Source organism: Alloiococcus sp. CFN-8, from assembly GCF_049943125.1.
In the GTDB taxonomy this organism is placed as follows: domain Bacteria; phylum Bacillota; class Clostridia; order Clostridiales; family Clostridiaceae; genus JAEXZL01.
The window spans coordinates 1540410-1562883 of record NZ_CP188040.1 but is presented as its reverse complement, the minus strand read 5'-3'; the positions used below and the strand labels follow the sequence as shown (position 1 = coordinate 1562883).

Sequence of the window (22474 nt, the reverse complement as noted above, 5' to 3'; positions counted from 1 at the left end):
AGCTATTTATGCTGTCATTGGCTCTATAGGAAATATCAAATAGGAGGATATTATGGTGGAAAATAATAAGCAAAGCTATGATGAAAGTCAGATACAAGTCCTTGAAGGTCTTGAGGCTGTTAGAAAAAGACCAGGAATGTACATCGGAAGCACAAGCTCTACAGGACTTCATCATCTAGTATACGAAATAGTTGATAATAGTATAGATGAAGCACTGGCAGGCTATTGCAGTACTATAAGTGTAAACATAAATACTGATAATTCTATTACCATTGTAGATGATGGTAGAGGTATGCCTGTAGGGCTCCATCCTAAAATGCAGAAGTCTGCGCTAGAGGTTATAATGACTGTACTTCATGCTGGTGGAAAATTCGGTGGTGGAGGCTATAAGGTATCTGGTGGTTTACATGGTGTTGGTGCCTCTGTTGTAAATGCTCTTTCTGAAACCTGTATAGTAGAGTCTACTAGAGAGGGCTTTATTTGGAGACAGGAATATAAAAGAGGAATACCTGTATCTGATGTGGAGAAGCTTGAGGAATCAGAGGGGCATGGAACAAAAACTTATTTTAAGCCAGACCCAGAAATTTTTGAAGAAACTGAATACGATTATGAAATATTAGAGCACAGACTCAGAGAGCTTGCTTTTTTAAATAAAGGAATAACTATAGAGCTTAGAGATGAAAGAGATGGCAAGGAAGAAATCTTTCACTATGATGGTGGAATAAAGTCCTATGTTTCTTATATAAACAGGAACAAAGAAGTATTACATCCAGAGCCTATTTATCTAGAAGGTAGCAAGGATGATGTTTTGGTGGAAATAGCTTTTCAGTATAATGACAGCTACAGTGAAAATATTTTCTCTTTTGCCAATAACATTAATACTACTGAGGGTGGTACCCATTTGATAGGCTTTAAGAATTCTTTAACAAGAGTGTTTAATGATTATTCAAAGAAATTTGGTCATTTAAAAGAAAATGATAAAAATCTTCAGGGAGAAGATATAAGAGAGGGTCTTACAGCAGTAGTATCCGTTAAGATTTCTGAGCCTCAATTTGAAGGTCAGACCAAAACAAAGCTAGGTAATAGTGAAGTTAGAGGTATAGTAGAAAGCATAATGAATCAAGAGGTTAGTACCTACCTAGAAGAAAATCCTTCTGTAGGAAAGTCTATCGTTGATAAAGCTTTAATGGCTGCAAGAGCTAGAGATGCAGCTAGGAAGGCAAGAGAGCTTACAAGAAAATCTGTTCTTGAGAGGTCTACCCTTCCAGGTAAGCTTGCTGACTGTTCCTCTAAAAATCCTGATGAATGTGAAATCTATATAGTTGAGGGTGATTCTGCGGGAGGCTCTGCAAAGCAGGGAAGAAATAGACGTTTCCAGGCTATACTTCCTCTAAGAGGTAAGATACTTAACGTAGAAAAGCAAAGACTCGATAGAATACTAAATTCTGAAACTATAAGATCCATGATAACTGCTTTTGGTGGTGGTATCGGTAAGGATTTTGATGTAGAAAAGATCAGATACAATCGTATAATAATCATGACTGATGCCGATGTTGATGGTGCTCATATAAGAACATTACTTTTAACCTTCTTCTATAGGTATATGAGAGAGCTAGTAGATCAGGGTCATGTATATATAGCTCAGCCTCCATTATATAAGGTTTCTAAGGGTAAGAGAACTGCTTATGCTTATTCTGATAAAGAGCTGGAGGATACTCTCCTAGAGTTTGGTGGTAAGGATAATACTGTAGCTATACAGCGTTATAAAGGTCTTGGAGAAATGAATGCAGAACAACTCTGGGAAACTACCATGGATCCAGAAAGAAGAATATTATTAAAGGCTACCATTGAGGATGCTATGGCAGCGGATGAGATATTTACTATACTTATGGGGGATAAGGTAGAGCCTCGAAGAGAGTTCATACAGAAAAATGCTAAGAGAGTAACTAACTTAGACATATAGAAGTTATATGAGGTGAAAATTTGATGAATAACAATGAAGGAAAAGTAGTACCGGTAGATATAAAAAACGAAATGAAAAAATGCTACATAGATTATGCTATGAGTGTAATAGTAGGTCGTGCTCTTCCTGATGTAAGAGATGGATTAAAGCCTGTACACAGAAGAATTCTACATTCTATGAATGAGTTAGGACTTTCACCAGATAAGGGCTACAGAAAGTGTGCTAGAATCGTCGGAGATGTACTTGGTAAATATCATCCCCATGGTGATAGTTCTGTTTATGATGCTTTAGTTAGGCTTGCTCAGGATTTCTCCATAAGATATCTTTTGGTAGACGGGCATGGAAACTTTGGTTCTGTAGATGGCGATGGCGCTGCGGCAATGAGATATACAGAAGCTAAGATGAATAAAATAGCTGTAGAGATGCTTAGAGATATTAATAAGGACACCGTTGATTTCGTTCCTAACTTCGATGGAGAGGAAGAAGAGCCTTCTGTGCTTCCTTCCAGATATCCTAATCTTTTAGTTAATGGTTCATCAGGTATAGCTGTAGGTATGGCAACAAATATACCTCCTCATAATCTAGGAGAAATTATAGATGGTACCATAGAGCTTATGGAAAATCCAGAGTGTACGGTATTAGATATGATGAAGCATATTAAAGGACCTGACTTTCCAACAGCAGCTACAATAATTGGTACAGCAGGAATAAGGGAAGCTTATGAAACTGGTAGGGGAATAATAAAGGTAAGGGCAAAGTCTGAAATAGAAGAAGAAAATGGAAGACATAAAATTATCGTTACTGAGCTTCCTTACCAGGTAAATAAAGCAAAACTTATAGAAAATATAGCTGATTTAGTGAAAGATAAGAAGATAGTTGGAATCTCTGATTTAAGAGATGAATCTGATAGAGATGGTATGAGAATTGTTATAGAGCTTAAAAAGGATGCTAATGCCAATGTAATTCTTAACCTTCTTTACAAGCATACAAAGATGCAGGATACCTTTGGAGTTATAATGCTTGCCTTAGTAAATAATGAACCAAAGGTTCTTAATCTTAAAAGTATACTGGAGCACTATATAGATTTTCAGAAGGACGTTATCAGGAGAAGAACTATATTTGAGCTGAACAAAGCAGAGGAAAGAGCTCATATTCTTGAGGGTCTCCGAATAGCTCTAGACAATATCGATGAGGTAATAAGTATTCTTAGAAGCTCAAAGACTAGTGATATAGCTAAAGAAGCTCTTATGACTCGCTTTGGCCTTTCCGATAGGCAATCTCAGGCTATATTAGATATGAGACTTAGAAGGCTTACAGGCTTAGAGAGAGAGAAGATAGAAGAAGAGTATAACGAGCTCATGAAGGTTATTGCAAGACTTAAGGAAATCCTTGAGAATGAGTCTATACTTATGGGAGTTATCAAGGAAGAGCTCTTAGAAATCAAGAGAAAATATTCCGATGAGAGAAGAACTGTAATAGAAATGTCTGATGATGACATTAACATAGAGGATCTTATACAGGAGCAGGAGGTAGTAATAACACTTACTAGCTCAGGCTATATTAAGAGAATATCCTCAGATACTTACTCTGCTCAAAAAAGAGGGGGTAAGGGTATACAGGCAATGACTACTAAGGAGGATGACTTTGTAGAGCAGGTGTTTGTAACCTCCACCCATTCAGATTTACTCTTCTTTACTAATCGTGGAAGAGTATATAAGATAAGAGCCTATGAGGTGCCTGATGCAGGAAGAACAGCAAAGGGAACTAATGTAATAAACATGATTCCTATAAATCAAGATGAGAAGATAGAGACTGTACTTTCTGTGAAGGATATTCAAAAGAAGGGCTATTTATTTATGGCTACTAAGCATGGCCTTGTAAAGAAAACACCATTGAAGCTATTTGCTAACATAAGGAAAAACGGCCTTAATGCTATCACCCTTAGAGAAGGAGATGAGCTGTTAAAGGTTAAGGTTACTTATGGTGATGCAGATATTATATTAGTTACCCGTAACGGTTATGCTATTAAATTCAATGAGAAAAATATAAGAGCTATGGGAAGAACTGCAGCAGGTGTTAGAGCTATAAGATTAAGAGAAGATGATATAGCTAAATCTCTTGATATAGCAGTAGAAGGTCAGGATCTAGTAGTAGTAAGTGAAAATGGCTTTGGTAAGAGAACAAGTCTTGATAAATATCAGGTTCAGAACAGAGGCGGTAAAGGAATAAAAACCTACAAGATTACTGAAAAAACAGGTAAGATTGCAGCTGCCAGGGTATGTAACCCTGAAGATGAGCTTATGCTTATAAATAGTAAGGGCGTAGCTATAAGAATAAATATTGATGGTATATCAAGGACTGGAAGAACTGCTTCAGGAGTTAAGCTCATGAGAAGTGCAGAGGATGAGTCTATAGTTGCTATTGCTAAAATCGGAAGTCACGAAGATAATGATGAGGATATGCCAGAGATTTCAATACCAGATGACTTAGATAATCTGGAGGAAGAAATATTAGATGGTATAGAAGAAGTTGATGACTTAGAAGATGATATCCTCGAGGATGATTTTGATGATGAAGAGGACGATGAAGAGCTGGATGAGGAAGAAATAGACTCTGAGGACGAAGATAAATAAAATATAAGAGCAATAAAAGGGATTCTTTAAGAAATTCGTTTCTTAAGGAATCCTTTTTTGATTAATTATTTTACCCTTAAAATGGAAATCAATCATAGTAAATCAAGGAGTTTACCAATGATTACAATGTATACTTAACCAAGTGTATCACTATGAGAATAATTAAGTATATGATAGAATTTTAAAGGAATATATATAATTTGTTAATAAATTGGAGTTTAACGGAAGTATTTAAGGTAATCCCTGTGATATTATATTCTACGTCGCCGAGATGTGCAGTAACAAAACAGCTCGCAAGAGATGATTGTAAAGCACTTTAACGCTGAAAGATTTTAAATAAAAAATCTTGACAGTAAAAATCTTGAGTGATATACTAAGAAAGTGCTTTCGAGGAAAGCATTTGAAATTGGTCTTTGAAAATTGAACAGAGAACTAAGTTTAGAACAAACACAAACCAGCAATTTTTTTAAGTAATTTTGAGAAGTATCAAACTTTTAAATTGAGAGTTTGATCCTGGCTCAGGACGAACGCTGGCGGCGTGCCTAACACATGCAAGTCGAGCGAGGAAATTTCTTCGGAGGTTTCCTAGCGGCGGACGGGTGAGTAACACGTGGGCAACCTGCCTCGAAGAGGGGGATAGCCTCCCGAAAGGGAGATTAATACCGCATAATATCGGTTTATCGCATGATGAACTGATTAAAGGAGAAATCCGCTTCGAGATGGGCCCGCGGCGCATTAGCTAGTTGGTGAGGTAACGGCTCACCAAGGCGACGATGCGTAGCCGACCTGAGAGGGTGATCGGCCACATTGGGACTGAGACACGGCCCAGACTCCTACGGGAGGCAGCAGTGGGGAATATTGCACAATGGGGGAAACCCTGATGCAGCAACGCCGCGTGAGTGATGAAGGCCTTCGGGTTGTAAAGCTCTGTCTTCAGGGACGATAATGACGGTACCTGAGGAGGAAGCCACGGCTAACTACGTGCCAGCAGCCGCGGTAATACGTAGGTGGCGAGCGTTGTCCGGATTTACTGGGCGTAAAGGGAGTGTAGGTGGATGCTTAAGTCAGATGTGAAATACCCGGGCTCAACCTGGGAACTGCATTTGAAACTGGGCGTCTAGAGTGCAGGAGAGGAAAGTGGAATTCCTAGTGTAGCGGTGAAATGCGTAGAGATTAGGAAGAACACCAGTGGCGAAGGCGACTTTCTGGACTGTAACTGACACTGAGGCTCGAAAGCGTGGGGAGCAAACAGGATTAGATACCCTGGTAGTCCACGCCGTAAACGATGGGTACTAGGTGTAGGGGGTATCGACTCCCCCTGTGCCGCCGTTAACACAATAAGTACCCCGCCTGGGGAGTACGGTCGCAAGATTAAAACTCAAAGGAATTGACGGGGGCCCGCACAAGCAGCGGAGCATGTGGTTTAATTCGAAGCAACGCGAAGAACCTTACCTAGACTTGACATCTCCTGAATTACCCTTAATCGGGGAAGCCCTTCGGGGCAGGAAGACAGGTGGTGCATGGTTGTCGTCAGCTCGTGTCGTGAGATGTTGGGTTAAGTCCCGCAACGAGCGCAACCCTTGTTGTTAGTTGCTACCATTAAGTTGAGCACTCTAGCGAGACTGCCCGGGTTAACCGGGAGGAAGGTGGGGATGACGTCAAATCATCATGCCCCTTATGTCTAGGGCTACACACGTGCTACAATGGCGAGTACAGAGAGACGCAAGACCGCGAGGTGGAGCAAAACTCTAAAACTCGTCCCAGTTCGGATTGCAGGCTGAAACTCGCCTGCATGAAGCCGGAGTTGCTAGTAATCGCGAATCAGAATGTCGCGGTGAATACGTTCCCGGGCCTTGTACACACCGCCCGTCACACCATGAGAGTTGGCAATACCCGAAGTCCGTGAGGTAACCGCAAGGAGCCAGCGGCCGAAGGTAGGGTCAGCGATTGGGGTGAAGTCGTAACAAGGTAGCCGTAGGAGAACCTGCGGCTGGATCACCTCCTTTCTAAGGAAACTTAATCCGATATCTTTTCCCTTGGAAAAGTACGGATTCACAAAGCTGGGTTTATTCTACAACCAAATTCTCTGTCCAATTTTGAGAGACTATGTCTTTCAACTTGTTCTTTGAAAACTGCATACAGAAACTGATGTAAGTAAAGATAACTACAATCTTTTAAAGTGCAAATTATAAATTGTTTATTCAATGTATGATTTCGCTGAGAATTAATTGTAAAACCGTAAACTAATAAAACCTTGATGTTATAACGTCAAAAATTATAACGTCAGAGCGAGCAATAAGCGAAGTAGAACGAGGAAACGAGGAGCGAGGAGCGGAGCGTACAAAGCGTACGTGAGCACCACAGCGACGAAGTTGACGAAGTTATACGCAGCTTAGTGCGAGCGAATGGTCAAGCTACAAAGGGCGCATGGTGAATGCCTTGGCATCAGGAGCCGATGAAGGACGTGATAAGCTGCGATAAGCTTCGGGTAGGCGCACATAGCCAGTGATCCGGAGATCTCCGAATGAGGAAACTCACATGGGTAACCCCATGTATCCATAACTGAATCCATAGGTTATGGAGGGTAAACCCAGGGAACTGAAACATCTAAGTACCTGGAGGAAGAGAAAGAAAAATCGATTTTCTTAGTAGCGGCGAGCGAAAAGGAAAGAGCCCAAACCGGAAACTTGTTTCCGGGGTTGCGGACAGAACAATAAATGCAGGAGATGACTAACCGAAGCCAGCTGGAAAGCTGGGCCACAGAAAGTAACAGCCTTGTAGGTGAAAGTCATTGATAGCCAGTTCTGATCCAGAGTACCACGAGACACGTGAAACCTTGTGGGAAGCAGGGAGGACCACCTCCCAAGGCTAAATACTACCTGATGACCGATAGTGAAGAAGTACCGTGAGGGAAAGGTGAAAAGAACCCCGGGAGGGGAGTGAAATAGAATCTGAAACCATGTGCCTACAACCGGTCAGAGCACCTTATGTGTGTGATGACGTGCTTTTTGTAGAACGAGCCTACGAGTTACGGTATGTAGCGAGGTTAAGTACTTTAGGTACGGAGCCGAAGGGAAACCGAGTCTTAATAGGGCGACTAGTTGCATGCCGTAGACCCGAAACCGGGTGACCTATCCATGGCCAGGTTGAAGCGGAAGTAAAATTCCGTGGAGGACCGAACCACGTTGGTGTTGAAAAACCATGGGATGAGCTGTGGATAGCGGAGAAATTCCAATCGAACTCGGAGATAGCTGGTTCTCCTCGAAATAGCTTTAGGGCTAGCGTCGGATATGAGTAGCGGAGGTAGAGCACTGAATGGGCTAGGGGGCGTATAGCTTACCGAACCTTATCAAACTCCGAATGCCGCATACTATGAGTCCGGCAGTCAGACAGTGACAGATAAGTGCCATTGTCAAAAGGGAAAAAGCCCAGACCGTCAGCTAAGGTCCCCAAGTATAGATTAAGTGGTAAAGGATGTGGGATTTCTAAGACAACTAGGATGTTGGCTTAGAAGCAGCCACTCATTCAAAGAGTGCGTAATAGCTCACTAGTCGAGAGATCCCGCGCCGAAGATGTCCGGGGCTAAAATCTATCACCGAAGCTACGGATTGACACTTTTAGTGTCAGTGGTAGGGGAGCGTCCTGTATGGGCTGAAGTCGTACCGTAAGGAGCGGTGGACTGTACAGGAGTGAGAATGTAGGCATAAGTAGCGAGAAATGGGTGAGAATCCCATTGGCCGAAAACCTAAGGTTTCCTCAGGAAGGCTCGTCCGCTGAGGGTTAGTCGGGACCTAAGCCGAGGCCGAAAGGCGTAGGTGATGGACAATCGGTTGATATTCCGATACTGCTGTTAATCGTTATTACCGATGGCGTGACGCAGGAGGATAGTGTGTGCCAGCTATTGGATGCTGGTCTAAGCACTTAGGTATACAGGATAGGCAAATCCGCCTGTATTAAGCTGAGGTGTGATGGGGAAGGTCCCACGGGGCCGAAGTACATGATTCCACGCTGCCAAGAAAAGCGTCTAGGGAGAGAGACAGTACCCGTACCGCAAACCGACACAGGTAGGTGAGGAGAGAATCCTAAGGCTGGCGGAAGAATTGCAGTTAAGGAACTCGGCAAATTGACCCCGTAACTTCGGGAGAAGGGGTGCCATGGAGACATGGCCGCAGAGAATAGGCCCAAGCAACTGTTTAGCAAAAACACAGGTCTCTGCTAAAGCGTAAGCTGATGTATAGGGGCTGACGCCTGCCCGGTGCTGGAAGGTTAAGGGGATTGCTTAGCGCAAGCGAAGGCATGAACTTAAGCCCCAGTAAACGGCGGCCGTAACTATAACGGTCCTAAGGTAGCGAAATTCCTTGTCAGGTAAGTTCTGACCCGCACGAATGGCGTAATGACTTGGGCACTGTCTCAACTGCAAATCCGGCGAAATTGTAGTGCAAGTGAAGATGCTTGCTACCCGTGGTTGGACGGAAAGACCCCGTAGAGCTTTACTGCAGCTTAGCATTGAGTTTCGGTATTGTCTGTACAGGATAGGTGGGAGACTGGGAAACAGGGTCGTCAGGCTCTGTGGAGTCAACCTTGGGATACCACCCTGACAGTACTGGAATTCTAACCGGGCACCATGAAGCTGGTGACGGGACATTGTTAGGCGGGCAGTTTGACTGGGGCGGTCGCCTCCTAAAAAGTAACGGAGGCGCTCAAAGGTTCCCTCAGAACGGTCGGAAATCGTTCGAAGAGCGCAAAGGCATAAGGGAGCCTGACTGCGACACCTACAAGTGGAGCAGGGACGAAAGTCGGACTTAGTGATCCGGTGGTACCTCGTGGGAGGGCCATCGCTCAACGGATAAAAGCTACCTCGGGGATAACAGGCTGATCTCCCCCAAGAGTCCACATCGACGGGGAGGTTTGGCACCTCGATGTCGGCTCGTCGCATCCTGGGGCTGAAGTAGGTCCCAAGGGTTGGGCTGTTCGCCCATTAAAGCGGCACGCGAGCTGGGTTCAGAACGTCGTGAGACAGTTCGGTCCCTATCCGCCACGGGCGCAGGAAATTTGAGAGGAGCTGTCCTTAGTACGAGAGGACCGGGATGGACTGACCTCTGGTGCACCAGTTGTTCCGCCAGGAGCACAGCTGGGTAGCTATGTCGGGAAGGGATAAACGCTGAAAGCATCTAAGCGTGAAGCCCACCTCAAGATTAGATTTCCCATAGCGTAAGCTAGTAAGACCCCTCGAAGAACACGAGGTTGATAGGTCGGAGGTGTAAGCACGGCAACGTGTTCAGCTGACCGATACTAATAGGTCGAGGGCTTGACCAAAATAAATGACGACTTTACTAACATCATTCTGTATGCAGTTTTGAAAGAACAAAAATTCTTTCAAAACCAGAATATCCGGTGGCAATGCCATGAAGGTAACACCCGTTCCCATTCCGAACACGACGGTTAAGCTTCATAGGGCCGATGGTACTGCAGGGGAAGCTCTGTGGGAGAGTAGGAAGTTGCCGGATCTTAAGGATCTTTAGCTCAGTTGGTTAGAGCAACCGGCTCATAACCGGTAGGTCCGGGGTTCGAGTCCCTGAAGGTCCACCATATCAGCTTTTAAAGCTGATACTTGGGGGTATAGCTCAGCTGGGAGAGCACCTGCCTTGCACGCAGGGGGTCAAGAGTTCGAATCTCTTTATCTCCACCAAAAAGAAACTGCAAAACATTAGTTTTGCAGTTTTTCTTTTTTTATTTATTTTTACTTATTGTTAATATCAAAAGACCTGAATTATTTAGTGGTTACAATATAAATATAACTATTAGCCTATAAATTATTTACATGTTTATATGATATAATTATATTGATTTTTATTTTATAATATTAAGAAAAGTACGAAGGAGAAAGCTATGGCTAAATATAGGATTAAGCAGTTTTATTGGGCTGTAAGTTCTTTCTTAAAAAAGGTGGATGAAGATTATTTAATAAGATATCTAAACCAAGAGGAAAGAGCTTTGTTTGATAAAATGACAAGGGCAGATAGACATCATGCTATAAGAGTAGCAAAGGATGCTGAAGCCTATTATAAAAGCCTGATGAAATATACGGATAATATAGAGATATCAAAAGAAGAAATAATAAAGCTTTCACTTCTTCATGATGTTGGGAAGCAAGTTTATCCATTAAATATAATTAATAAATCTATAGTTGTACTACTTGGTAAGCTTACTAGAAATAAGCTTAAGAAACTAAGTAAATTCAATGCTGTATATATTTATTATTATCATCCTAAGGAAGGGGTTAAGCTCCTTAAGGATTTTGGCTACAGCAACGAATTTTTATATGCAGTAGAGAATCATCATGAGGAAGATGTAGAGGAAACCTTACCTCTGAAGATATTAAAATATGCTGATAATAAAAATTAAAGCTAAAAAGGGGGGAGAATAATGAACTCAAATAATAGGAGAGAGCTTATTTACACTTCTTTATTAAACTCACAAAGACCCTTAAAGGGAACAGATTTAGCTGGTGAGTATGGTGTTACAAGACAGGTAATAGTTAAGGACATAGCTATTTTACGAGCTGAAGGCAAGGATATAATTGCAACTCCTGAAGGTTATATTGTAAATAAAGGCTTTGACAATTATATAAAAAAGATAATAGCTGTAAGTCATACCAGAGAAGAAATGTATGATGAGCTTAAAACTATTATAAAGTATGGAGGAAGGGTAGAGGACGTAATTGTAGAGCATCCTCTTTATGGAGAGATAAAATGTAATCTCATGTTAAAAACCATGGCAGATTTAGAGGAATTTATGCTTTCCTTTAAAAGGTATAATGCAGAGCCCTTATCAGCTTTAACAGGAGGGATGCATCTCCATACCATAGCTGCAGAAAACAATGGAATACTAGAGAATATAGAAAAAGAGCTTATAAACAAAGGATATATTTTAGAGGATTAGAATCAATTTAATAATATTATGGGGGAGCAAAATGAAAAAGAAATATTTCTTTATGGGGGCATTTTTAGCTCTAATAGCTTTAATGGTATTGGTATTTAGTGCCTCAGAATTTATAATCAATCTTCAGTGGTTTAAGGATGTAGATTATGTTGAGATGTTTTTCATTAGAGTAGTAACTATGCTTAAGGTTATATTACCTATATTTGCAATAGCCTTTATGGGAATAATACTTTATTATAGATGCTTATTAAAGGGTTTGCCTAAGTTAAAGGCTTCTATAGAAAAAATAATATCTAAAAAAGTAGAGAGAGGTATTATCATAGCTTTAGCTCTTTTAATAGCATTGCTATTTTCATATAGTATAGCTAATAAATATTGGTATATAATATTAGAATTCTTTAATTCAGCTTCCTTTAATAAGGCTGATCCAATTTTTAATATGGATATATCCTTTTATGTATTTAAGCTGCCCCTTATTCAGGCCTTATATAATAATCTGCTAACTATAGTAACTTTATTTACCATAGCTACCTTCATAGCATATATTATAAGTATTTCTAAGGATAGAATCAGAGAAGGTTTTAGAAATAAAAAGGTAATAAATTTTTCAGGAGGCTTATCTAGTTTTTTAGGAAAGCAGATGGCTGTTTTGGCAGCGCTTATAATGATAATGATAGCTATAGGCTATATGCTTAGATCCTTTTATCTAGTATATAGTGACAGGGGTGTTGCTTACGGGGCTAATTATACTGATGTTAAGGTAACCTTAATATTTTTTAGGATAATAATAGCTATTGGAATAATATCCTCTATAGTAATATTTACAAGCATCCTTAAAAAGAAGCTTAAGCCTATAATAATAACAATATCAGCGATGTTTTTTGTTATCATACTTCAGCCTATAGCTGCTAATACAGTACAGCAGTTTAAGGTAAACCCTAATGAATATGAGCTGGAAGAGAAGTATATAAACTATAACATAGAGTACACCAAGGAAGCTTATAATATAGATGATATCGAAGAGATTGATTTCAATTTTGAAGATAAGCTTACAGAGGAAGATATAAAAGAAAATGAGGATATAATAGATAATCTAAAGATAAATTCCTTCGAGCAGGTTTATGATTTTTACAATCAGGTTCAGGTAATTAAAAATTACTATACCTTCAACGATGTAGATACTGATAGGTATTTAATAAATGGTGATTATACACAGGTATTCATATCTCCTAGAGAAATAGATAGCAGTGATATCGGTAGTGTATGGCAGAATAAGCATCTGAGATATACACACGGGTACGGACTTGCCATGAGCAGAGTTAATTCTGTAACCTCCGAGGGACAACCTGATTATGTAATTAAGGATATACCTCCAGTAAATTCAACGGATATTAAAATTAATAATCCAAGGATATACTTTGGAGAAAGCACGGATAGCTATGCTATTGTAAATACTGACATCATGGAGTTTGATTATCCTAAGGGAGAAGAGACTCAGGAATATAGATATGAGGGACAGGGAGGAATCAAATTAAACCTTCTTAATAGAATCCTTTTTGCTATTCATGAGGGTGAGCCAAAGCTCATTCTATCCGATGCTATAAATGGTGATAGCAAGCTTTTATTGAACAGAAATATAATAGATAGGGTAGAAAAAATAGCTCCCTTTCTTACCTATGGAAAGGATCCCTATCTTGTGATAAATGAAGGAGAGCTTATATGGGTTATAGATGCCTATACCGTATCAGACAAATATCCCTATTCTCAGCCCTATGGAGATATTAATTATATAAGAAATTCTATTAAGGCTACAGTTAATGCTTATGATGGAGAGGTTAACTTTTATATAGTAGATGAGGAGGATCCCATAGCTCGCTGCTACAATGATATCTATAAAGGTCTTTTTAAATCCAATGAGGAAGTGCCCGAGGGGATAAGAAGTCACTACAGATATCCATCAGAGCTTTTTGAGCTTCAATGTGATGTTCTTACCACTTATCATATCACTAATCCTTATACCTTTTATACTGATGAGGATATATGGCAGGTTTCTACCTTAAACACAGAGACGGGAAATGAAGAAAGAGTAAATGAATCTCCATATGTAATGACAAAGCTTATTAATGAAGAGGATCCTGAGATGATACTTTTAGAGTATTTTAACATGAAGGGCAAGCAGAATATGTCTTCTATCTTTGGTGCAAGAATGGATAGAGATAATTATGGTAAGCTTATAATGTATAAATTTCCTACTCAGAAAACTGTATATTCTCCAGGCCTATTTATAAATAAAATAAATCAGGATACTAATATATCTAAGGAAATATCCCTTTGGAATTCTAAGGGCTCCTCCGTAGAGTTTGGGGATACCTTAGTAATCCCAATAAATGAATCTCTTCTGTATGTCCAAACTCTTTATTTAAGGTCTTCTGATACCAATAGCATACCAGAGATGAAAAGAGTAATACTTTATGATGGAGAAAGCCTTGTTATAGAAGAAACGGTGGATAAGGCTCTATTATCCTTATTTAACTACTCTGGTGATGGTGAACAGGTTCCTGTAGATAATAATTCGGGCTCTCCTGGTGAGGAAGGTGACCTCAAGGATACCATGGATAAAGCCAGAGAGTTATATGAAAAAGCCATAGAAGCTCAAAAAAATGGTGATTGGGCTGCTTACGATGAATATATGGAGGAGCTTGGAAATATTTTAATTAATGGAAGATAATCTTTGTTTTATTGGATAAATATTGTAAAATATAAGGTGCACCAGATATTGGTGCACCCTTTAAGGAGGCTTAACACCCTTTATTTAGATTAGGAGGAAAGGCATGGATTACGATGTTATTATATTAGGCGGTGGCATAGTAGGCTGTGCTGTTGCTTATGAACTATCTAAGTATAATCTTAATATAGCACTGATTGAAAAGGATTTTGATATAGCTGATGATATATCCTTTGTTAATACTTCAATAATATATGATGGAGCAGAGGCAAGGGAAGAAATGATGTCAAGGCTGGAGCAGGAAGGAAATAAGCTTTTTGATGATATCTGCGAAAAGTTTAATATACCCTTTAAAAGAGTTCCATCTCTGACAATTGCAGAGGATGAAGAGGATGTAAGATTTATTGAAGAAATTAAAAAGAGAGCAGATAAAAGAAGAATTAAAGGAATTAATATTATTGATGAAAAATCAATAAAGGATATGAATTTTGAATTCCCAGGGAAAATAAAAAAGGCTCTTTATAATAAAAATACAGCAATTGTTTCTCCCTATGACCTAGCAATTTCCTATGGTGAGGTTGCTTACGATAATGGGGTTAATTTTAAGATGGAGGAGTCTGTAATAGACGTTCAAAGAATGTCTAAGGGGCTGAGAGTCATCACTAATAAAAGTAAGTTCACCTGCAGGATGGTAGTGAATACTATAAGTACAGAAGGCTATAGTATAAATGATAATAAAGAAGATCAGAGAGATACCTTGAGAAAGAAGCTGACCTATATCTCCATAGACTCAAAGGATAAAGAAAATCAATGTAATATAACCTTTACGCCAAATAATAATAGTAACTTCTACTACAATTTATCTTCCCTTACTGGTGAAAAGATATTTGCAATAGTAGATGATAAGCCTTATGGCTTTCATAATATATTGAAGAGTGCTTCTAGGTTTATAAAGGATTTAAACAAAAATGATGTTATTAGCTTTTATCATACAGAGATTTCCTTAAGAGGCATAACCATAGAGGATAAGGAAGTAGATAAAGGTTACATAAATATAGCTGGAGCTAGCTATGGTAAGATAACAATTACTCCAGCCCTAGCTATAAGGATTGCAGTGAGGGTGGCAACCTTCCTTGGATCATCAAAAAATAATAATTTTATTGATAAGAGAAGAGATTTTTATAAATTTAAAGCCATGAGCAATAAAGAAAGAAATGATATCATAGCTCTAGATAAAAAGTATGGGAAGATGATATGCCTATGTAACCAGATTACAGAGGGAGAAATTGTTGATAGTATAAGGAGGCCTTTAGGGGCAAGAACTCTTGAAGGAGTTAAGCGAAGGACAGGTGCAGGGATGGGAAGCTGTCATGGTGCTTATTGTACCAATAAAATAATAAGCATTCTTGCAAGAGAGATGGGGAAGAGCCCCATGGAGATTGTAGATGATTCAAAGAATTCATTCCTGTTGAGCTCCAGAATAAAAGAATTTGATGATATATAGAGAGGAAGAAAAGCTTGAAAGAGGATGTATTTACCACGCTAGTAAGAATAAAGGGAAGCAATAAGTATAACGTGGTGCCAGTAAAAAGTAGTAAACCCATACCTGTTACTAGATGGATTGAATGCTCGAGAGTATTAAGCAGGATATATGTAGGAGTACCCATAGAAATTGGAGATGTGATTTGCAAAAATATATTAAATATGGGAGTAGATATAGTAGCTACCAGAAATATTTATGATTAATAGTTGACAGCTTAAGTCAAAGAAGTATAATAATAATATATCTGAAAAGTTAATAAAATTATTAAACCGTTGAAGAGGCTAGTATTAGGATAGTAATTTTAAGAGAGTTAGCATAAGGTGAAAGCTAATATTTACTACTTAAGAATCCACCTTGGAGGGACTGTGAATAAGCAGTACGGATATACCGTTAAATTTTTTAAGAGAATAGCTTTTTATTAAGCTGTTAATTAGGGTGGCAACGCGGAGTCTTTCGTCCCTTGGGGATGAAGGGCTTTTTTTGTTTTTCAGATAAATTAATCAGCAGCTAATTAATAGGAAATATTAATAATAAGAAAGGAGATTGAATAATGTTAGATATTAAAAGAATTAGAAACAATAAGGAAGAGATTAAACAAGCTTTAAATGATAGAGGAGAGAATTTTGATGTTTCTGTAATAGACGAGATAGTTCAGCTTGATGAAAGAAGAAGGGCTATACTTGTAGAGGTTGAGGCTCTTAAGAGCAAGAGAAATCAGGTATCCTCAGAGATTCCTAAGCTTAAAAAGGCAGGAGAAGATGTAGCTCCTATCATGAAGGAAATGAAGGAGATAGGAGAAACCATCAAAAATCATGATGGTGAGGTTAGTGAAATAGATGAAAGGATTAAGTATATTATGCTTAGAATTCCTAATATACCTAATCCAGAGGTTCCAAACGGAAATACTGATGAGGATAATGTAGAAATGAGAAAATGGGGTGAGCCCACTACCTTTGATTTTGAACCTAAGGCTCATTGGGATCTTGGAACAGATTTAAATATATTAGATTTTGAAAGAGCTGGTAAGGTAACAGGAGCTCGATTTACCATGTATAAGGGCTTAGGTGCAAGATTAGAAAGAGCTATAATCAACTATTTCCTTCAGAAGCACACCATAGAAAAGGATTATGTAGAGATATTTCCACCTTTCATGGTTAATAGAGAAAGCATGACTGGGACAGGACAGCTTCCTAAGTTTGAAGAGGATGCTTTTAAATTAAATGATGTAGATTATTTCTTAATTCCTACAGCAGAGGTTCCAGTAACTAATATGTATAGAGACGAGATATTTAAGGGAGAGGAGCTTCCTGTAAAGCATGCTGCTTATAGTGCCTGCTTCAGAGCAGAAGCTGGTTCTGCTGGAAGAGATACAAGAGGGCTTATAAGACAGCATCAATTCAATAAGGTAGAGCTGGTTAAGTTCTGTAAGCCAGAGGACTCCTATAAAGAGCTTGAAGCCCTTACAAAGGATGCTGAGGACGTACTTCAGGGTCTTGGTCTTCCTTATAGGGTTGTTAAGATATGCAAGGGAGATTTAGGCTTTACAGCAGCCTTTAAGTATGACATAGAAGTATGGATGCCTAGCTACAACAAATATGTAGAGATATCCAGCTGCTCAAACTTCGAGGACTTCCAGTCAAGAAGAGCAAATATAAGATATAAGGAAACTCCTAAGGATAAGCCTCAATTTGTCCACACCTTAAATGGTTCAGGAGTAGCTATAGGAAGAACCGTAGCAGCTATCTTAGAAAACTTCCAGCAGGCTGATGGAACAGTAAAAATCCCTGAGGCATTAAAGCCATTTATGGGAGTAGATGAAATAAAATAATGGCATAAAGGTAAGTTATATCCCTTATCCTATATTATAGGTAAGGGATATTTATTTTTTTGGTGTATTATATATTCTGTGGCATATATTTACTCATTAAAATATTTAAAAACTGTTGACACTTAATATTCCCGTTGGTATAATAATATTTGTCGCAACACAAGGAAAGATGGTCGAGTTGGTTTAAGGCACCGGTCTTGAAAACCGGCGTACGGGTGACCGTACCGTGGGTTCGAATCCCACTCTTTCCGCCATTAATATTTTAATATATAATAAAACCGTAGGGCATGGAGAAATACTCAAGTGGCCGAAGAGGCGCCCCTGCTAAGGGCGTAGGTCGGGTAACCGGCGCGAGGGTTCAAATCCCTCTTTCTCCGCCAGAAAAGCATCTTTTAGATGCTTTTTTTGTTTTGTAAATATGAGAGCCTCTACTTAATTTTAGTAGGGGTAATATTTTATTTCGAAGTTATAAAGTAATGGTATATAATTAAGCGATGGGGGAGGGAAGCTTATGACCGGTAATATTATATATAGAAGTGTTCTTAGAATTAAAGAAATAGAGCTTACAGATATGCAGCGTATTTTAAGTATGGATGGAGAGACCTTCTATCTTACGGGAATTCTTTCCTCAAAGCTTCTAAGGCTCTATGACATAGACTTTCAGGATGGTAATAGGGTGAAGATATGTATATACGCAGGAACAATTATAGGAGATAAGTACAGACCAGGATATGTCAGCTGTTATCTTATTAATAAGAATGATAATAAGGTAGGAGAAGAGGTTATATCCTCTACCATAGAAGGGCAATATAAATTTTTCAGTAATAATAAAATATACATATTAGATATTATAGGTGAATAGGATTCATTGGTTATAATAATTAAATATAAACATAATAAAATGATGCAGCTAATTGATAACAAGGGTAGTTTCTTATAATATATTGTATACTGTCAGAATAAAATCAATAGTGACAGCAATAGGACGATAATTATAATAATTTATTCTTATAGGTGAAATTTTACTGCAAGGGGGCATTAAATGACTAATAAAGGAAAAGACTTATGGAAGAGTATAAATCTACACATTAGAGAAAATAAGTCAGTGTTTATACTATATATGATCTTAAGAGTCATTGTTGTATTAGCTATGGTAGCTTCGTTTATTAATCGTAATTATGAAAATGTATTTTTTTGTGTTCTTACTTTGATACTTTTTATGATACCTAGCTTTATTGAGGTTAATTTTCATATTGATCTTCCAACAACCCTGGAGGTTGTAATACTATTATTCATATTTGCGTCTCAAATACTAGGAGAGATGAGCTCTTATTATATTACATATCCCTTTTGGGATACAATGCTTCACACTATAAATGGATTTTTAGCAGCAGCCATAGGCTTTTCACTAGTGGATATATTAAATGACAGCGATAAATTTACCTTTCAGCTCTCACCAATTTACATGGCAGTAGTAGCCTTCTGTTTTTCCATGACTATAGGAGTTCTCTGGGAGTTTTTTGAGTTTTTTATGGATATGGTTTTTCGTACAGATATGCAGAAGGATACGATAATAAATGGTATATACTCCGTAATCCTGGACCCTACCAATAGCAATAAGGTAGTTGCTATAAAGAACATAAATGATGTTATAGTAAATGGAAAAAGCCTCGGCTTAGGAGGCTATATTGATATAGGACTCATAGATACAATGAAAGATTTAATTGTAAATTTCATAGGTGCTGTGGTATTTTCTATAATAGGTTTCTTTTATGTAAAACATAGAGGACAGGGAAGTGTTGCACGCCGCTTTATACCTAAATTGATAAGACAAAAGGATAAATAATGTCTCGGCTCTTTATTTACAAGGATAGTTTCTTTGAATGAAGAGCTGTTTTTTTATAAAAGACTAACTAAGAGGTAATAGGTAAGAAGTAAGAACTATAAAAGCTAGCTAAGAGATTATAGGCTAAAATTGGAAAAAAGGTAACTAAAGGCTATAAAAGAAGATTAACCAATGATAGATAAGAAATTCAGAATGGAATTCTTATTTAGCAATTCTTAGTCTTTAACTATTTTTTTATTATACCTAATTAAATATTATCATTAGCTTATCTTTTGTTTTTTATCTTCTATTCTTTAAACTCTTACTTCTTAGTTTTTACTTCTTACCTCAAGTAGTGCTATAATTATCTTATACATTGTTAACGTTTTATTTATATATTATTAAATACTACCTATAAGCATTATTTTTTATTAGGTGTAATCGTTATACTATGAAGATTGAGGATTAACAATCTTTGGAGAACAAGGGGTGAAAAAATGAAGGAATTGAGCTTAAAATTAAGACAAGCTATATTAGGGATGCAGCTGAATGAGGAAACAGAGTATGTTATTTATCATAAAATCGCTGAGGGAATAAATGATCCTGAGAATAAGAAGATACTTAAGCAAATAGGAGATGAAGAAAAATTACATGCTGCTATCTGGCAGGGCTATACTAAGGCAGTAGTAAAGGTAAATAGCTTTAAGGTTTTTTGGTATACCATGATAAGTAAAATCTTTGGTTATACCTTTGCTTTAAAGCTTATGGAAAAGGGTGAGAACAAGGCTCAGGCATCCTATAATTTATTAACAGAGGAGATTCCAGAGGCAGCTAAAATTAAGGCTGATGAGGAACATCATGAGCAGGAGCTTTTAAAGATGCTGGATGAAGAAAGACTTCGTTATGTGGGATCTATGGTTTTAGGTTTAAATGATGCCTTAGTAGAGCTTACAGGGACTCTTGCAGGTTTGACATTTGCACTTCAAAACAATAAGCTTGTTGCTTTATCAGGACTTATTACAGGGATATCTGCTACCTTTTCAATGGCTTCCTCAGAATTTTTATCTGCTAGATCAGAAGGGAGAGAGGATGCTCTAAAATCCTGCACCTACACAGGAATTGCCTACTTAGTAACAGTATTTCTCCTAGTTATACCGTATCTCATTGCACCAGCTGATGGTTACCTGATATCCTTGATATCCATGCTATTTATAGTAGTTATGATAATATTAGTATTTAATTACTATATTTCCGTAGCTCAAGACCTCAATTTTAAAAAGCGCTTTGCAGAAATGGCCTCAATAAGCCTAGGAGTTGCCTTCCTATCCTTTCTTGTTGGCCTCTTAGTAAAAAGGTTCCTAGGAATAGATGTTTAAAATATATAGATACTTATATAAAAGAATCTCGGTATCAATATAATTACATGTACTCTTGTATGGACCCATATTACTAATAAGTCATAAGTTGAATTAGAGGGGATATAAGTATGGAAAATAAGTACATTACTATTAGCAAAGAAGCTATTGATAATGCCTTGGGAATTATTGCTATTATTTTGTATTGGACAATATATATTTGGCAAGAGAAATTATCAACAGTTGGAGACTACCGCTATTTTCCCTATGGATTACATGAGGTTTTTAGTATAGGCTACCTACTGGTGCCAGCCATTACATTTATATGGCTTACAAGGATTCTAATAAGAATAAGAAAAAAAGAGTATCGGAAAAAGAATAGGATTCTGATTATATCATTATCTGTGCTATTAATCCTTCAGATTGGATATGTACAAAAGCTATCACAGCTTGTTAATAGTTCCATATTGACAGAGGCTGTTGAAATTCCAGATGAATTTCATATAGTAATAAATAGAGGCGAAGGTACAGTAACATTATCCACCACTCCTCTTGTTACAGCACTGATAAAAACAGATGGAACAAGATATATTTTTAATTATGATTTCTATAAAGATACCCCCAACGAAGGTCGATTAAATTACATCTCGCAAGCAGGTGAATAAGCAACAAAAAAACAAGCGGTACCTCCCTCTCAAAGTCAGGTACCGCCTATCACTTCACCTCTTAATTTCTATCCTTTCTCTTTTCCTTCTATCTTTCAACTCTTAGCTCTTAGTTATTACTTCTTAGTTCTCTTCTCTCTTCTCTGCTCTTCAACTCTTAGCTCTTCAACTCTTACCTCTTACTTCTTATCTCTTACTTCTTACCTCTTAGTTCCTCTCTAACAACTACTAATAAAAGCATCAATAACACCCAGCTGTTTTTTATCTTCCTTAAATAAATACTCCGGATGCCATTGAACTCCCATTACAAACTTTTTGCTTGGGACATAAAAGGCTTCTATTAGTCCGTCCTCTGATAGGGCCATGGGCATAGCTTTAGGGGCAAGCTCCTTGATTCCCTGGTGATGTATGCTGTTAACATATAGCCCTTCACTTTTAAATATATCCATTAAAGGTGTATCCTCTAATATGCTTACCCAATGACTTGTAGAGGAATATGGCTTTTCTTGATGATGCTTAAGCTTTACATCGCTTTCTAGCTCTGTGGGGATATCTTGATAGAGGCTGCCTCCAAGCATGACATTTATAAATTGAAGACCTCGGCAAATCCCTAAGATAGGCTTGTTTTTAGAATATATTTCAGTAAAAAGCTTGGCTTCTAGGATGTCTCTTTTTTCATTACAAGGACAGCAGTACTCTGAGGGAATTTCTCCATACATCAAGGGATCTACATCTTGTCCACCTGTATAAAGAAAGCCATCACAGAAACCTATCAGCTTATCTATATCATCATTTTCACATTCTAAAGGAAGTATAATAGGTAGTCCGCCAGCTAGCTTCACTGCCTCTAAATATTCAGGAAGCATCCATATACTGTTTTTTTCATCGTCAAATAGTGGTGTTACTCCAATTATAGGCTTCATCCTATCACCTCTTCCGCTGTATTTTACTTCTGTATATAATAATAGCTTTATTGTGTATATAACTAGATTTTA

13 protein-coding genes, 4 tRNA genes, 3 rRNA genes and 1 other annotated feature are annotated in these 22474 nt (G+C 38.1%); of the genes, 19 read left to right on the top strand and 1 reads right to left on the bottom strand.

The window, feature by feature from the left end; translation table 11 throughout:
- The first annotated feature begins 52 nt into the window (after nt 1-52).
- From gyrB to ACPWSR_RS06875, 19 genes are all read left to right on the top strand, one after another.
- Entirely contained in the window at nt 53-1963 is a 1911-nt protein-coding gene (gene gyrB, locus ACPWSR_RS06965) for a DNA topoisomerase (ATP-hydrolyzing) subunit B (RefSeq protein ID WP_426350961.1), read from the top strand.
- 23 nt (nt 1964-1986) lie between these two features.
- The gene (gene gyrA, locus ACPWSR_RS06960) at nt 1987-4596 is read left to right on the top strand and encodes a DNA gyrase subunit A (protein ID WP_426350960.1); all 2610 of its coding nucleotides are present in this window, start codon (nt 1987-1989) and stop codon (nt 4594-4596) included.
- A gap of 495 nt (nt 4597-5091) precedes the next feature.
- Nucleotides 5092-6602: ribosomal RNA gene (locus ACPWSR_RS06955) — 16S ribosomal RNA — on the top strand.
- Nucleotides 6603-7003: 401 nt separating this feature from the next.
- Nucleotides 7004-9912 (top strand): 23S ribosomal RNA (locus ACPWSR_RS06950).
- A 74-nt stretch (nt 9913-9986) separates the two neighbouring features.
- Nucleotides 9987-10103, top strand: a 5S ribosomal RNA gene (gene rrf / locus ACPWSR_RS06945).
- The 16S, 23S and 5S rRNA genes sit together here with 2 tRNA genes alongside, the layout of an rRNA operon.
- Before the next feature lie 5 nt (nt 10104-10108).
- A tRNA-Ile gene (locus ACPWSR_RS06940) sits at nt 10109-10185 on the top strand.
- A 24-nt stretch (nt 10186-10209) separates the two neighbouring features.
- Nucleotides 10210-10285: transfer RNA gene (locus tag ACPWSR_RS06935), tRNA-Ala, on the top strand.
- Nucleotides 10286-10485: 200 nt separating this feature from the next.
- A complete protein-coding gene (locus ACPWSR_RS06930) occupies nt 10486-11001 on the top strand; it encodes an HD domain-containing protein (protein ID WP_426350959.1) in 516 nt (171 codons plus the stop codon).
- Nucleotides 11002-11022: 21 nt separating this feature from the next.
- Nucleotides 11023-11538 carry a transcription repressor NadR gene (locus ACPWSR_RS06925; protein WP_426350958.1) on the top strand — a complete coding sequence of 172 codons (516 nt, stop codon included), beginning with the start codon at nt 11023-11025 and terminating at the stop codon, nt 11536-11538.
- Between the two features lie 31 nt (nt 11539-11569).
- Complete coding sequence (locus ACPWSR_RS06920) at nt 11570-14266, top strand: UPF0182 family protein (protein WP_426350957.1); 2697 nt, start codon at nt 11570-11572, stop codon at nt 14264-14266.
- A gap of 103 nt (nt 14267-14369) precedes the next feature.
- Complete coding sequence (locus ACPWSR_RS06915; RefSeq protein WP_426350956.1) at nt 14370-15767, top strand: NAD(P)/FAD-dependent oxidoreductase; 1398 nt, start codon at nt 14370-14372, stop codon at nt 15765-15767.
- Nucleotides 15768-15781: 14 nt separating this feature from the next.
- Nucleotides 15782-16009 carry a DUF1667 domain-containing protein gene (locus ACPWSR_RS06910; RefSeq protein ID WP_426350955.1) on the top strand — a complete coding sequence of 76 codons (228 nt, stop codon included), beginning with the start codon at nt 15782-15784 and terminating at the stop codon, nt 16007-16009.
- Nucleotides 16010-16069: 60 nt separating this feature from the next.
- Nucleotides 16070-16270: a binding site (T-box leader), on the top strand.
- 86 nt (nt 16271-16356) lie between these two features.
- The gene (gene serS, locus ACPWSR_RS06905) at nt 16357-17634 is read left to right on the top strand and encodes a serine--tRNA ligase (RefSeq protein WP_426350954.1); all 1278 of its coding nucleotides are present in this window, start codon (nt 16357-16359) and stop codon (nt 17632-17634) included.
- Between the two features lie 163 nt (nt 17635-17797).
- A tRNA-Ser gene (locus tag ACPWSR_RS06900) sits at nt 17798-17888 on the top strand.
- Nucleotides 17889-17923: 35 nt separating this feature from the next.
- Nucleotides 17924-18014: transfer RNA gene (locus tag ACPWSR_RS06895), tRNA-Ser, on the top strand.
- 131 nt (nt 18015-18145) lie between these two features.
- A complete protein-coding gene (locus ACPWSR_RS06890) occupies nt 18146-18496 on the top strand; it encodes a hypothetical protein (RefSeq protein ID WP_426350953.1) in 351 nt (116 codons plus the stop codon).
- Nucleotides 18497-18676: 180 nt separating this feature from the next.
- Complete coding sequence (locus ACPWSR_RS06885; RefSeq protein ID WP_426350952.1) at nt 18677-19480, top strand: hypothetical protein; 804 nt, start codon at nt 18677-18679, stop codon at nt 19478-19480.
- Between the two features lie 476 nt (nt 19481-19956).
- Nucleotides 19957-20835 (top strand): VIT1/CCC1 transporter family protein, encoded by an 879-nt coding sequence (locus ACPWSR_RS06880; protein ID WP_426350951.1) that lies wholly within the window; start codon nt 19957-19959, stop codon nt 20833-20835.
- 110 nt (nt 20836-20945) lie between these two features.
- Entirely contained in the window at nt 20946-21479 is a 534-nt protein-coding gene (locus ACPWSR_RS06875) for a hypothetical protein (protein WP_426350950.1), read from the top strand.
- Nucleotides 21480-21697: 218 nt separating this feature from the next.
- On the opposite strand, the gene ACPWSR_RS06870 is transcribed toward ACPWSR_RS06875, so the two are convergent.
- Nucleotides 21698-22402, bottom strand: a complete 705-nt coding sequence (locus tag ACPWSR_RS06870; protein ID WP_426350949.1) for a gamma-glutamyl-gamma-aminobutyrate hydrolase family protein — start codon at nt 22400-22402, stop codon at nt 21698-21700.
- Between the last annotated feature and the right edge of the window lie 72 nt (nt 22403-22474).

Bases quoted from the DNA above. Each gene is read 5' to 3' on its own strand.
- gyrB (WP_426350961.1), top strand. From the start codon at position 53: ATGGTGGAAAATAATAAGCAAAGCTATGATGAAAGTCAGATACAAGTC.
- gyrA (WP_426350960.1), top strand. From the start codon at position 1,987: ATGAATAACAATGAAGGAAAAGTAGTACCGGTAGATATAAAAAACGAA.
- ACPWSR_RS06930 (WP_426350959.1), top strand. From the start codon at position 10,486: ATGGCTAAATATAGGATTAAGCAGTTTTATTGGGCTGTAAGTTCTTTC.
- ACPWSR_RS06925 (WP_426350958.1), top strand. From the start codon at position 11,023: ATGAACTCAAATAATAGGAGAGAGCTTATTTACACTTCTTTATTAAAC.
- ACPWSR_RS06920 (WP_426350957.1), top strand. From the start codon at position 11,570: ATGAAAAAGAAATATTTCTTTATGGGGGCATTTTTAGCTCTAATAGCT.
- ACPWSR_RS06915 (WP_426350956.1), top strand. From the start codon at position 14,370: ATGGATTACGATGTTATTATATTAGGCGGTGGCATAGTAGGCTGTGCT.
- serS (WP_426350954.1), top strand. From the start codon at position 16,357: ATGTTAGATATTAAAAGAATTAGAAACAATAAGGAAGAGATTAAACAA.
- ACPWSR_RS06890 (WP_426350953.1), top strand. From the start codon at position 18,146: ATGACCGGTAATATTATATATAGAAGTGTTCTTAGAATTAAAGAAATA.
- ACPWSR_RS06885 (WP_426350952.1), top strand. From the start codon at position 18,677: ATGACTAATAAAGGAAAAGACTTATGGAAGAGTATAAATCTACACATT.
- ACPWSR_RS06880 (WP_426350951.1), top strand. From the start codon at position 19,957: ATGAAGGAATTGAGCTTAAAATTAAGACAAGCTATATTAGGGATGCAG.
- ACPWSR_RS06875 (WP_426350950.1), top strand. From the start codon at position 20,946: ATGGAAAATAAGTACATTACTATTAGCAAAGAAGCTATTGATAATGCC.
- ACPWSR_RS06870 (WP_426350949.1), bottom strand. From the start codon at position 22,402: ATGAAGCCTATAATTGGAGTAACACCACTATTTGACGATGAAAAAAAC.